This window comes from Microcoleus pseudofavosus SVA1_A4 (assembly GCF_036700565.1).
GTDB lineage: Bacteria > Cyanobacteriota > Cyanobacteriia > Cyanobacteriales > Microcoleaceae > Microcoleus.
This window is the reverse complement of record NZ_JAUBPE010000124.1, coordinates 1-13,186: the sequence shown is the minus strand read 5'-3', so window position 1 is coordinate 13,186 and position 13,186 is coordinate 1. Positions and strand designations below refer to the sequence as shown.

Sequence of the window (13,186 nt, the reverse complement as noted above, 5' to 3'; positions counted from 1 at the left end):
ACAAAAACCCTTGTTTTGCCCTAAAACCCTTGCCAGACAAGCGTTGGAGCCGCAAGTTTTTAGACCTGAATCCTTACATATTTTTTATCTTAATCCTTACCCCTAACTTTCCTTCAGTCCTGTCGTATGGTACTCTGGCTGCTTAAAAACTGTCTGAAGTATTGGTAAGTTACTGTTTCCTAATTTGGGTAACAAACACCAGTATAATGGGATGGCTATGCGCTGCCAGAGCAGGGCGATCGCGAACAGATTGACACACCCCCATTGACTGCGGTCGATCGCAATTGATAAAGTTTGTCCGACAGAGCAATAAGTTGTTAACCAATAAGTGATTAATGGGAACCAAATCAGTGCGATCGTTGTTTTTCCTACTGGATGGGGTGCGTTCCGTTGCCGCCACTATGCAAAAGGCGAGCCAGAACCCACCCTTGTGGCTGTACGGCGCGCATGCCATAGTTGCCCTCCCGATTCAGTTAGCACTCTACGGCTGTGTGAGGGTGGTTTCTGCGATTAACACTCCGCTGGCCGTAAAGGCAAAAACCCGTTATGGTTCCGAAATGATATGCTGCCTACCTGATGGCATTCAGACCTGCATTTTTCTCTACGGGGTCTGGGAACCCGACATATCGGCCTTTATCGCCTCGGAGTTGCACCCCGGAGACACTTTCATTGACGTCGGAGCGCACGTAGGCTATCACTCTGTCCTGGCGTCCCGCGCCGTCGGCTGCGATGGGAATGTCGTGGCACTCGAAGCCTCGCCAGAGACGTTTGCCGTGCTTGAAAATAACCTGTCCCTTAATCCAGACTGCAGAAACGTCCGGGCACTAAATGTCGCGGCTTCGGAGCGGACAGGAATGATTCCCTTTTACCTCGGACCCAAGGGCCTGGGAATCGAGGGTTGGTCCACAACAGTCTTACGGGACTCATTTCGGCAGCGTTGCACAGTTTCTGCAGGTCCGCTATCCTCGCTACTCACCGAAAAAGAACTGCAAACAGCCAAAATCATCAAGATTGATGTCGAAGGAGCGGAAGCCGAGGTATTGAGAGGCCTCGTTCCTTCTCTCGGATTGCTCCGCCAGGATGTGCAGCTAGTCATCGAGCTCAGTCCGTCACTGTGGCCAGCAGCCAGCCGGGAGCAGAATATGACTTGCGAACAGGTTTTAAGTCCGCTGCTTGATGCCGGGTTCCGCCCTTACCACATTAAGAACAACTACGCTCCCTGGAGGTTCCTTTATCCGGAGCGAATCTCGCGTCCCGTGCAAATCCGCGGACCGATTCGGGTAAGCAGCGTGACAGGACAGATTGACCTCGTGCTATCCAAAAAGGACGCCGACCGACTATGAAGCAATCCTACGTCACTTTCCCAGACCAAATTCAGTTGGAGTGTCCTAACCGGGAGGAGGCGCTTGCGATTTACGAAGACTGCAAATTTTATTTCCAGCATGGTGTGCGCCTGAAACCAGGAGCCACGGTGATAGACGCAGGAGCGCACGTCGGCGTGTTTGCCGGCATGGTTGCGACAATGTGCAAGGGGAGCGCAACAATCCATACATTTGAACCCATTCCACAGACCGCATCCATGCTCCGCCGCAACGTAGCACGTATGGCGCCGGTCCGCGTCCACGTATATGAATGCGCGCTGGGGAGCATGGAAGGGAAACTTGAATTTGCTTATCATCCGGAAACACCGATGTTGTCCAGCGCTTTTCCGGAAGAGACTACGGCTGAATATTTGAAACTCCGTGAGACGCTGATTCGGAATTCCAGCGGTATTGATACCCCGCCGCGCCTGAAGGCGCTGGGCGTGATTCCTGTGTTTCTCCGGCGGGTAGTTCTCGATCGCACTCTGGGCTGCCATTTCCGGTTTGAGCGCGTCATCTGCCCGGTGCGTCGGTTGGCGGATGTGATATCCGAAGAAGCGATCGCGAATATCGATCTGCTAAAGATTAACGTTGAGAAATCGGAAGAACTTCTATTAGCCGGGCTCGATAGTTGCTGGTCTATTGTTCGCCAAGCAGTCATTGAAGTACACGACATCGACGGACGCTTGCAGAGAATTGAGAGCTTGCTTCGGCAACAGCGATTCGGGACGGTTAGCGTTGGCCAGAGCGACATCATGAGAGGCTCAGAGGTTTACTTGGTTTACGCTCTGCGGTGACGGCGCCCTCGCCCTCGCCGTAAATACCGTTTCGATCGCATTGGCTGCGGCAACAACGCCTCCAGCTTGAAGAATTTCTTGTCGCAGCGCATCTGCCTTAAGCTGGATACCTTTCTGCTCGAGAACGCTAGAAATCGCGGTTTGCAGTCGCCCGGTAGTGGCTTTACCTGGTGGCACCACTACACCAGCGCCTGCCCAAGCCACGCGTGCAGCTATCGCGGGCTGATCGCTGGCGAGTGGAATAGCAACGAGCGGGCATCCGTGGGAAAGGGCCTCCATTACTGTGTTAGCGCCTGCGTGGGTGACGGCTACCGCCGCCCGTGCTAGTAACGCAAGTTGGGGAGCGTAGGGAACGGTTAATGGATCGCCCGGCAGTCCTATGGTTTTGCCGTCATTCGTCCACTGCCCTAGGCTGACCACCAATTGTACTGGCAGGCTGGCGCACGCACTTGCGATCGACTCCAAAATGTGCCATTTCGCGGTGTGCAGTGTGCCCATAGATGCGTAGACAATCGAGCGTCCGTCCAACTGTTCCCAAGGAAACGGCGCCTCGTTTGGGCGTTCGTCCAGATAAGGTCCTGTGTAAAACATCGGCCGCTTCTTTGTGCCGCGCGGGAAGTCAATCCCCTGAGTCAGGTTATTGATGGTTCCCAGAGGCGAAATACACTCTTCCCAACTTCGGATGTTAGGGAGTCCACGGGTTTTCCGAAATTCGTTCGTTTGGGAAACGATCGGGGCCATCATGGAAGCGAAAACTCGATGTCCCAAACGATTTCTAATACGCCGGACGGCAATCCCTTCACCGGGGGTCCAAGGCAGGAAAGGAGGGGGTGTCTCGCCCGATTCGTCGCCCTCAAGGTTGAGAGCGTTGCAGATTGAAATGTAAGGGACTCCGGTAAGATCGGCGATCGTCCTGCCTTCTGTCTGGCACTGATCTACAAGTAACGCGTCCAAGCCCAAAGATTCTACCGCTGCGGCGCCATCACGGCAAAGAGCGCGAGACATCGTTCCAGCCCAGTCGATTCCCTTGCGAATGGTCAGGAGATTAACATTTCGGATGGTGTTCAGATAAGAATCCAGAGCTCCAGGTGGAAACTCTGCGGTTCCAATCGCGAAAAAATCGACGTAACCGTTTGAAGCATGGCGGGCGACATCAGTAATGCCAAGCAGATATACATCATGTCCGCGCCGTCGCAGTTCGCGACCGATGGTCATCATCCCGTGCAGGTGACCGGGAACTGGAGGGCAGATAATACCGAAACGCATTCTGTGGCTTCTCTCCTTATTACAGACTACAAACTGAATATTATGCTGAGAGCTGCGCCTCCGCCTCTTGTTTCACCTCTTCTGCGTGGGCAAAGATACCTTTTTCTTCATCCTGGTTGTTGAAGAATGTGACAACAGCATCGTAGCCACTTTTTGCCAGTCTCTTCTTGTCTTGCATGCTGATTTTGAAGTTAGTGGGTGATATGTTAAGGGTATCAACACTCACGGTTCGGAGTTTGTTCCTTGCACTTATCCGCATGGTAGAGACTGACTCAAACAAGCTTTCGACATACTCTTGCATATCGAAGGGCTTCGCCAAACCAACAGGGCTGAATCCAGTCTTCAGACTGATGCCGAGCGTTTCTTCATTAAATCCTTCCTGCGGGACGAAGGGAGGATAATCAAAAGTCCAGAGCGGGTAGGGTAGTATTATGCCACCATCGACGTAAAAGTGATCGTCGGGGATAGAGTCGGGAAATCTCCATGCTTGGAAAAAAAACGGAATAGACATTGAAGCCCGAACAGCGGCAGCAATTTGGGTGTCGGGTGTACTTCGGTAGGAAAACTCCCGCAGCCCTCGAGCAGTAAGGTCGGTTGCGAAAACGTAAAGATCCGCGTAACCCCCGTTTACTAGATCCTCGAATGTAGCGGTTTTCGTCAGCTTCCTGGCGATGATTTCCTGCATCCACTTATAAAAAAAGTCGCCGGCATAATAGCCATAATTCCGCACAACATTCAAAATACTGGTGGGATCGGTGAAATTTGAGAAGTCTAAATTGAGCATAATTTCCTCAATTTCCACCGGAGTAAAACGTAAGGCGATTAGTGTACCCACGATCGCCCCAGCCGATGCCCCTGCGACTCTCTCAAGGTTGTTGAGAGTTCCTCTTTCGTCCATTGCCTGAACCGCTCCTACATATGCGGTTCCTAGAACGCCACCGGCCTGCAGCGCGAGGTTTTTGTAATTATATTTGCTCATTAGTGGCAACTCCTTCGTATTTTTTTTTGGAAATCCGAGCTATTTTTTGCTAGCCCGGAAGTGTATTTGTTTGCGCTTCGCCCTGCCTAATAGCCACGCAGATTTTACGACAATAAGTAGTTGTATTGCACAAAGCGAATAATATGCTGGTTCGATTGTCAAGCCTACCTTTTAAACTTCTCTAGGGACAGATTAAAGATCGACCAAAAGAGAATTTTATGGCAGATATGCTTTATCAAAGAACTCTTGGGAGTACCTGCTCAAACAACGGCTACTTATCCGACAATTGTTGTTTTAGCAATAGTTGCCACAGGCTCTGAAATGACAACGAAAACTGGCACTGCATTTCTTGCAACAGTTCCCTGCGCTTTCATTTGATCTACAGCCTTACGCACGCTGTCATAGATTACACCCTGCCCTTGACTCAAAAATTCATCAAGGGCTTGGTTGGTTTGCGGCTCCATCTCGATGATGATGGGAGGTGGCGAAACTTCTGTGTAACCTGCCGTTCCTGTTTGGTTAGGAATGTTTCCTTCCGGTATAGGAACTGTCTCTTGTTCCCCTGTTGTAGGGAGGGTTATAACTTGTTGTGGGATTATTTCAGCGACAAGGTCGCGATCGGCATTTAGCTCAGCAGCACCCACTTTTAGGGGGGAGATACTCCAAACTGCGTCACCGTGAATGATGCCATGATTAGCGTGACTGCTTTTGTCGTAGACCATTGTCCCAGATCCCTCATTCAGGGGCCAATAACCAACCAGATTTGGTTCGTCTCCCACCAAGCGGTAGGATTTACCTGCCTGAATTGCCACTGCTGTTCTGGCTTTACTCCAGATCCGAATCTCAGCCAGTTGCCCGTGAAAATACTCGTCACGCGCTTCTGCTTTACGACCAATCTCAAGACTACCAATGGCCAATGTGGCTGGCAATTCCCCCTCTACGGTTTGTACCAGTTCGCCATTGAGGTAAAAATAGGCCGTATTTAAAGCATCAAAAACAACGGCCAGGTGATACCACGTTCCGGGTGTCAGTTGGGCAGTAGCAGTGTAATCCTGAAGCCAGTAGGTGGTGAACAGCAAGGAACTGCCTACCAAGCCATAGCCAAAGCCCGGAAACTTGGAGCCTATCCGCCGATAGCCTTCCAGGGTTTGGGCATTAAACCACGCCTCAACGGTGAAGTTGTTGGTTAAACTTAAGCCACTGTGATGGGGAATGTCGATGTAATTAGTCTGTCCGTCAAACTTGAGAACGGCAGTCTCGATCTCAACTTCCCACTCATTGCCCACGCCCGTACCCCAGGTGGTCGCTCCCTGTTGAGTATCGGGACGGTGTAAATAATCTCCTTTCCAAGACTTTAGTTTGATTTTGTTGCCAGCGATCGCCTCAACCGTCCACTCATTGCCTTCACCTGTAGTCCAGCTAGTTACACCTTGCTCAGAATCGGGACGATGTAGATAATCCCCTTTCCAGGACTTGAGTTTGATTTTATTGCCAGCGATCGCCTCAACCGTCCACTCATTGCCTTTACCTGTGTTCCAGGTAGTCACACCTTGAGGCGAATCGGGACGGTGTAAATAGTCTCCTTTCCAGGACTTTAGCTTGATTTTGCTGCCCGTGGGTAGATTTACGGCTGGATCCATTTCTGTTGGCGCTTTTGCAGATTGGACGGGTCGCGTGTAAATCCCCAATCGCACCAATCCATTTTGATGGCTGCCATAAGCGCCGAAGAAGCCAATAATTTCAGAACCTTCCGGCGCGACCAGTGTAAACGGCTCTACCTGCTTTTGAGCATTACCCCCACCAAATACCTGAGATTGATTGCCTTGATGGGTGTGAAACTGGAGACTGATAATCTCTTCTCTAGGATAGCCCGGAGCCTGCGCGCCCCAGGTTCCAGAGACGGAGGTGAGATAATCTCCTGGGGCTAAAGGAAAGGCATTAAGACTTCCTCCTCCCCCGCCAAATGCCTCGGAATCATAAGTTTCAGCAGGATTCGTTGCCGGATTTTCATACTGAACTTGAATCTTGTCTACGGCCCAACCACTACTCAGGCTGATACTGTGAATCTTCGATGCAGTGGCTCCGGTTTTGGGTTGAATGGCAAAAGCAGTGGCGGCGATCGCGCAGCCTGCAGGACCTATTTCTGTAATCATAGGGGTATGAGATGCTTGGGTTGGCGTTCCCGGTGAACTGGGTAGTTCCTTGTTTTCTGGTTGGCTGGGTGTAGCATCCACAATCGACAGAGTGGAGGGTTCCCAACTGGGATTTCCGTGAATGATACCATGATGGGCATTGTTTGTTTTGTCATGTGCGATCGCGCCCGATCCTTCGTTTAACGGCCAATAGCCCACCAGTCCCGGTTCATTACCCACAAGACGATGGGATAGATTGGACTGGATTTCTGTCTGGGAAAGCGCTTTATTCCAGACACGAGCTTCCGCAATTTGACCTTTAAAGAGGTATTGAGAGAGATGAGACCCAATTAGGAGGGTGCGGTCTGAGGGAGTAAACGGTGGCACATCACTGGCTTGGCTGACTAGATGACCGTCTCGATACAAACACATGACTTTTGTCTGGCTATCATAGGTAACAGCCACATGGATCCAAGTATTAGCTGGGCTGGCGCTGGAATCTTTCACAAGCCCCCACTGACCGTTATGTCCAGATGCCAGGCATCCGCCATTGGGCATAAATAAAGCATGGTTATGCCCAGAGAGGATGTTGTTGTGCTGTGCTAGCGGTTCAGCGAGCTTCACCCAAGCTTCTTTGGTATAGGAGTTGGTGACAATCCCATCAGGACAGGTGATGAAATCATCTTGACCATCAAAGGTCAGCGCGTATTTAATAACAGCAGCAGATTGTACAGTTGATGCAAGGGGATTGGGGGCAACATTGGGCGGAGCAGTTGCGGATTGGCTCTGGACATTTGAGGATGCAGTTGGTGGAGAAGAGCTTTCTTGAACAGAGGGAGATAGAGATACAGTGCTTTCTAAAGTCCACCAGTCGCCAACGTTCTTGGCAGTCGTAATGTAGCCAGGATTGCTGGTATCAGCAATTAGATTTTGATCACTGTAAGAACAGTTGGTAAGGTAGATCCGATCGTCGTAGAGAATGGGGCCTGCCTTACCAGAAACGTTGGCGATCGTCCAGCTTTGTTTATCTTCGTCGTAGCCATCTTGCCAATAGTAGCAATTACGACTACTAAATGCCCCCAAAATGTCATTGTTCGCGGCTACGGATTCTGTGGTTCTGATTTTGATCCGACTTGGCGAATTTACCGCTTCACCCTCACGTCCCCCGACCAGTTGCAGCACCACTTTTCCCGTGTTGCCTAACAGTGGATAGTTGTACTTCCCGCGATCGAGCGCAACCAGGTATCGGTCGCTCATATGCTTGAGATAAAAGGTGTCACCAAATTTAACTGTATTATCGGTTACGGTGTTTGTCGAAGCTGTTTTTTTTGCTTTTGCTATTGGGATTTCTTCGTTTTCAGGTTGGCTGGGTATAGCATCAATAAGGGACAGAGTGGAGGTTTCCCAGATGGGATTTCCATGAATTGTGCCATGATTAGCATTGTCGGTTAAATCGTTGGCGATCGCACCTTCTCCCTCGTTCAACGGCCAATAACTCACCAGCCCCGGTTCATCTCCGATTAAACGGCGAGACATATTCTGTTGAATCTCTGCTTGGGTACGGGCGCGATTCCATAACTGCACCTCAGCCAGTTTACCTGGATAGAATTGCGAACTCAAGGAGCAACCCAGTCGCGCCTTTGCTGCTGGGGGGATAGGGATTGTCTTACCCATTTCCTGATGCCACACTTCACCGTTGAGATAGATTTTCATCTCCCCGGTAGTCGCGTTTTTGGTAAATGCCCAGTGTGACCATTTGCCCTTGCAATCAGCCGCGTTGATTTGCTTCACGAGCCGATCATAACTGTCAAAACTAGCACCTCTACTGCCACAATCAAAGTAAACACAGCTGTTATTCCAGATCAAATGGACATTCAGTATTCGTTGGTTGTTTGCAGACCATGCCTCAATTACTGAATTGTCTCTCGGTAGTGCATCTCCCCCATAAGCCCAAAAACTGCAAGTGATTTCATTGCCGGAGGGAATACTTGCTGGAGGCAACTCTACGCAGTCATCTTGTCCATCAAACACCAGCACCGATTCAATAGCAGTTTCAAGAGGCGCTTTGTTTTTTTTCTTGGATATTTTAGGCATAGCTATAGCGGTTCTCCTAAATAGATGAAATGAGACATTGAAGTAGTTGAACTACATTAAAACTTAAGCAATTGTTAAACTTTTATCAACTTGTAGGGTTTGTAGGGTGCGTCAGGGGCAGTGTTGGAACCAGAGAATAAGGGTTTCGGCTTCCGGTGCACCTTACTAATTGTGCCAGTTGCATAAGTCCTGTACATAAATGTACCTCTACCGAAGTCATAAAAACAACCACAACCAGAAGTTTTTAGTTGGTTATGGCTTAAGAGCTAAATTTGCACAACCGTGATTTCCCTGTTGCTTATCCACACCATGCCGATCTGGACGGAAATAAGCCCGCGCGGAACGCCGTCACAGTGCCTCGCTGGACTTCTCAATGCCCCCTTTAGCCGCATCAACGCCCGCCGAGGCGATATAGGTAAAGCAGAAATAGGAACAGACCAGCCCAGACTTCGAGAGCGAGCTTGGGCGCATTGTTTGCCCAGGTGGCATACTGATTTGCAGGCAGCCAACTGACCGCGAACGCGGCATGCTGGTGAAGAAATACCCAAACCGCCATAATTGCTCCGCACCACAAGATTTTCCTGAACTCGCTAGGGAGCGTTGCTAGAAATCCCCTTTCAGGTACGACATGCCTTCTGACAGCTTTCTCACGAAGCGACAACAAAGTGAGATCCGAGAGTTCAGAAAGCCGGTCTGTGAGGTACGCGAGGATCTCAACAGCGCCTGTTTGCTTTGCTCGGTTCTGCATCCGTTCAGTAGCGCTGAGGAAATAGCCTCCTATCAGGCCCATATAGTCGGCATTGGGTAAAAGATAGTTCAGCGAAGCGTCCATTAACCCCCAGGTTCGAAATACACGAAGAAGTTGCCAACTGGACGATACGCGGTTCCTGCGCATCACGGCGCCAACGGCCACACCGATAGCGCCGATCGACTTTTCGTGATAAGAGAGGCTGCGGATGTTCATCTTTGCATCCCATTGCCTGTAACACTGGATCAACTGCGCCTTGATGCCTTCGATGTTATCTGCCGGAAGCGAGTCGGAGAGCATCAAGCTGTAATCGAGAGCCCGATCGTAGTCTCCTTCGCCCAGCGCCCGCAGGCTGCGTTGGTAATAGCGCAGGAAATGCGCGTCGAGGCTGCCTACCGCTCCCAGATCGATGAGACAAATACGGCTGTCACGCAGCAGCATGATATTCCCTGGGTGCAAATCCCCGTGAAATAGATTATCTTCCAGCATCTGCCGGAAAAAGCTCTCGAATAATCGTTGACCAACCAGTGCCGGATCGATGTTGTTGAGCCGGAGGATCGTATCGAGGCGGTCTGGGTCAGTCTTGGAGGCGCGGATGTAGTCCGACATCAGAATCCCCGGCACATACTCTGTCGTCAGTATGCGCCTTCGGCTGTGGCTTGGTATTAACGTGGGAACATAAATGTCATGCTCGCGTAGCGTCCGGTCCATCCGCTCAATGTTCGCCGCTTCGTAGCGATAGTCCATTTCCTCCCGCACCATCTGTTCTATCTCGGCGCTCATTCCGTCCCAATCCAAGTAGCTCTGAAACCCGGAGTTTTTTAGCGCGGACAGCATGAATTTAATTAGGCGCAGATCCTGTCCAAAGTTCTTTTCCGCGTCTGGACGCAGAACCTTCACAACTACCATACCTTGGACGGTGGAGATCCGGGCTCGGTGCACCTGCGAAATGGATGCGGCTGCGAAGGGCTTCTCTTCAAACTCCGTGAAGACCTCTTCGAGTGGCATTCCCAGCTCTTCTTGAATCACCCGTTTTACGTGGTCGAAGGAGAATCCCCGGGAGCGGTCTTGTAGTTTAGCGAGTTCCTCGCAGACCTCTAGAGGCAGCAAGTCCAAGCGAAGAGATAAAAGCTGCCCCGCTTTGACCATCAGCCCACCCAACCTTTCAATGGCATAGCGAAGATCCCGTGAAAAATCGGTCATTAGGTTTCCCGAACCCGAGAGCCGCTTGAAGAGGTATTGGCCAAACAGCTTAGTGAATTCACTGAAAACGAAGAGCGCCCGGTTCCTGTCTAGTGAGATTGCCTGAATCTGAAGCGGGCGTTTCTCAGGCGGTAAGTCAAGGGGGATCGGAATTAAGTCAGGTTGGAGCATCGATACATCTCGAAGTTGAAACAAACGACTATAGCGCTAGCAATTATTCCCTGCGCTGACTCCGTTGGACGCATGATAAATCTCCAGTAAGCTGCTGACCGCACGCGATAGCGTAACTATATCTTAGATTACTGACGGCGGAATGACGATGAAAACTGGCACTACGGCTCCTGCAATAGTTCCCTGCGCCTTCATTTGATCTAGAGCCACATGCACGCTGTCATAGATCAGGCCCTTGCCTTCAGTAACTAATTCCTCAACGGCCTCGTCAGTTTGCGGCTCCATCTCGATGATGATGGGAGCTGACGAAGTGTTAAGCTTACCTGCTGTCCCGGCCACTTCGGCTTCTTCAATAATCGATTTTTGCATTTTTAATTACCTCCACCGAAATCATAGCATAGGTTGTCGCTGGTTCTTCCAGATTTTGGGGAGAGACCTTAAAGCTAGGGTCGGTAACCGTTCATTCATCAATGAACTCTTCGGGTTAGCTGCTTAAACAACTGTTACTCACCAGAGATATAGTTGTACTTTTCGCAGCAGTTGCAACAGAACCGATTCTTATCCAGGAACAACAGGCACCTCTCGGAGCAAGTCAGGTTCGTTATGTACAAATGTAATTTGTAATGTCCCTCCAAACTCTTCGTCTTTTAGTGTCGAGTCATTAGCAGGCATGAGTTGATCGAGGCTCTCTTGGCTCAAATGCAGACCTGTCTCTTGCAGAGTTGCAGCGAGTTTGTCCAAGTTGGCGATCGGCACCTGAAAGTTGATGCAGATTAAGATGTTCGAGTACTGGTGGAAGTCAGTAATCCAAGCTCCTGCTTGGCTAATCGCCTCACTCACATGGGCAGTCATCTGAATCCGTTCTGCCTTGGTAAACCCATCCAGGCGTAGAAGCTGTTGCTTAAACATTAAGCTAACCTCCGAAGTAAATTACCTCCAGCTTTAACTGATTGTAACCCACATTCCGCCCTTTCGACTGGCACAAGGGAGAATTTTGGGAATTGGGGGCTGGGAACGCTGTCAAGTAACTAAATAGTACCGACCACGATCAGCTCCTAAATGTCGCAATATCTGCCTGCGTTCTTCTGTAAGATTAGCAATCTGCTTGTGGTGATTCATCAATAATCAGGTGAACATCCTGAAAACATTAGAAATCTCCGGCAAAGCTGAATGGCTTACTGGGAGTGAGTTGTGCATAATTTTTACAGCCACTTGACTTCACCTCGATTTGACGACAGCATAAGGAGTATAGCAATCCTAAATCATTATCATGATGATGGTACAATTATATGCAATACTAGATGATGACAAAAAAAATGAATAACTTACAACTTCCACTAAAAGATATGGACAAATAAATAGATTGTTTAGAATCTTTCATTAAAAGTGATAAGCTGTTCAGCATCTAAAACGCATATTGTATGGTATAATATGATAATTTTCAGAGAAAGTCAATGCCTACTAAAAACTTCCTCAGTTCTGAAACAAAGGAAACTCTGCAACAAGCATTAAAAGACCATGAGCATCCAGACATTCGACAAAGAGCGTTAATATTTTTATTACTAAACAACGGAAATACACAAGCTCAAACTGCTGAACTAATTGGATGTTCTCTCAGAAAAGTTGCCTACTGGAGCATTCATGGTGAGCCTGATAATTTAGACAGTTTTAAAGATAATAGGATGAAGGGTAATTACCGAAAAGCCACAGAAAAATACATTAACTTACTTTTAGAAACAGTTGATATAGAGCCCGAGAAATATGGTTACGAGTTCGGAAGATGGACAACAGCTAGACTTGCAATACATCTAGGAGAGAAGACGGGAATTGAGCTGAGTAGTACCCAAGTAAGGAGAATTTTAAAATCAAAAAAGTATGTTTACCTCTGGGCTAAATACAGCTTAGAGTCTAAGCAAGATACCGTAGAGAGGGGTTTATTTAAAGATAAATTAGCTAACTATCTAAAAATAGAAAAAGAATCTCCAGACCTTTTACAAGTATGGTTTTGGGATGAGAGTGGATTTAGTTTAAGAGTGATTAGAAGGAAGAACTGGTGTAAAAAAGGAACTCGAAGTAATAAAAGAGGAGAGCGACGGAAAGGTCGTATTAATGTCATGGGTGGAGTGAGATATTCAGATAAAAAAAGATGGGTAGATTTTATGACATCTGGGAATTCTGCTAATTTTTATGCAGTGCTGAAAAATTTTTATGAAGATTTAAAAGCAGAGTGGATATCGCAAGGAAATTTAGCGGAAGACTTTAAAGATAAAGGCTGTAAATTTGTACTCATTTTGGACAACGCTAGTTTTCATAAAAAAGCCGAAACTTTGCAGAAAATAGCGACAGAAATGCCGAATCTAATCATAGAGTTTTTGCCCAAATATAGCCCTGACTATAACCTAGTTGAATTAGTATGGCATTCTGCCAAGGAATAT

At 48.8% G+C, this 13,186-nt stretch carries 9 protein-coding genes; 3 read left to right on the top strand and 6 right to left on the bottom strand.

Annotated features, from left to right (window positions below):
- Nucleotides 1-335 precede the first annotated feature (335 nt).
- Nucleotides 336-1,343 carry an FkbM family methyltransferase gene (locus QUA02_RS31605; RefSeq protein ID WP_333033623.1) on the top strand — a complete coding sequence of 336 codons (1,008 nt, stop codon included), beginning with the start codon at nucleotides 336-338 and terminating at the stop codon, nucleotides 1,341-1,343.
- Nucleotides 1,340-2,158: an FkbM family methyltransferase gene (locus QUA02_RS31600; protein ID WP_333033622.1), complete on the top strand. Its 819-nt coding sequence runs from the start codon at nucleotides 1,340-1,342 to the stop codon at nucleotides 2,156-2,158. Before QUA02_RS31605 ends, QUA02_RS31600 begins: the two co-directional genes overlap by 4 nt.
- Here the strand turns inward: QUA02_RS31600 and QUA02_RS31595 are convergent.
- The 6 genes from QUA02_RS31595 to QUA02_RS31570 all read right to left on the bottom strand — a co-directional run bounded on the left by QUA02_RS31595 (nucleotide 2,126) and on the right by QUA02_RS31570 (nucleotide 11,660).
- Nucleotides 2,126-3,424, bottom strand: coding sequence for a glycosyltransferase (locus QUA02_RS31595; protein WP_333033621.1), 1,299 nt, complete (start codon nucleotides 3,422-3,424; stop codon nucleotides 2,126-2,128). The genes QUA02_RS31600 and QUA02_RS31595 overlap by 33 nt on opposite strands.
- A 40-nt stretch (nucleotides 3,425-3,464) precedes the next feature.
- Nucleotides 3,465-4,403: a patatin-like phospholipase family protein gene (locus QUA02_RS31590; protein ID WP_333033619.1), complete on the bottom strand. Its 939-nt coding sequence runs from the start codon at nucleotides 4,401-4,403 to the stop codon at nucleotides 3,465-3,467.
- Between the two features lie 275 nt (nucleotides 4,404-4,678).
- Entirely contained in the window at nucleotides 4,679-8,629 is a 3,951-nt protein-coding gene (locus tag QUA02_RS31585) for a LamG-like jellyroll fold domain-containing protein (protein WP_333033617.1), read from the bottom strand.
- Between the two features lie 391 nt (nucleotides 8,630-9,020).
- Complete coding sequence (locus tag QUA02_RS31580) at nucleotides 9,021-10,580, bottom strand: ABC1 kinase family protein (protein ID WP_333033616.1); 1,560 nt, start codon at nucleotides 10,578-10,580, stop codon at nucleotides 9,021-9,023.
- Between the two features lie 294 nt (nucleotides 10,581-10,874).
- Complete coding sequence (locus QUA02_RS31575) at nucleotides 10,875-11,120, bottom strand: DUF6200 domain-containing protein (protein ID WP_333033615.1); 246 nt, start codon at nucleotides 11,118-11,120, stop codon at nucleotides 10,875-10,877.
- Between the two features lie 189 nt (nucleotides 11,121-11,309).
- Nucleotides 11,310-11,660: a hypothetical protein gene (locus tag QUA02_RS31570; protein WP_333033613.1), complete on the bottom strand. Its 351-nt coding sequence runs from the start codon at nucleotides 11,658-11,660 to the stop codon at nucleotides 11,310-11,312.
- Between the two features lie 545 nt (nucleotides 11,661-12,205).
- Here QUA02_RS31570 and QUA02_RS31565 point away from each other — a divergent pair.
- On the top strand, nucleotides 12,206-13,186 hold a 981-nt coding region (locus QUA02_RS31565; RefSeq protein WP_333033612.1), incomplete at its 3' end, for an IS630 family transposase.

What these genes read in the sequence shown, in the direction of transcription:
- QUA02_RS31605 (WP_333033623.1), top strand. Translation starts at nt 336, where the DNA reads ATGGGAACCAAATCAGTGCGATCGTTGTTTTTCCTACTGGATGGGGTG.
- QUA02_RS31600 (WP_333033622.1), top strand. Translation starts at nt 1,340, where the DNA reads ATGAAGCAATCCTACGTCACTTTCCCAGACCAAATTCAGTTGGAGTGT.
- QUA02_RS31595 (WP_333033621.1), bottom strand. Translation starts at nt 3,424, where the DNA reads ATGCGTTTCGGTATTATCTGCCCTCCAGTTCCCGGTCACCTGCACGGG.
- QUA02_RS31590 (WP_333033619.1), bottom strand. Translation starts at nt 4,403, where the DNA reads ATGAGCAAATATAATTACAAAAACCTCGCGCTGCAGGCCGGTGGCGTT.
- QUA02_RS31585 (WP_333033617.1), bottom strand. Translation starts at nt 8,629, where the DNA reads ATGCCTAAAATATCCAAGAAAAAAAACAAAGCGCCTCTTGAAACTGCT.
- QUA02_RS31580 (WP_333033616.1), bottom strand. Translation starts at nt 10,580, where the DNA reads ATGACCGATTTTTCACGGGATCTTCGCTATGCCATTGAAAGGTTGGGT.
- QUA02_RS31575 (WP_333033615.1), bottom strand. Translation starts at nt 11,120, where the DNA reads ATGCAAAAATCGATTATTGAAGAAGCCGAAGTGGCCGGGACAGCAGGT.
- QUA02_RS31570 (WP_333033613.1), bottom strand. Translation starts at nt 11,660, where the DNA reads ATGTTTAAGCAACAGCTTCTACGCCTGGATGGGTTTACCAAGGCAGAA.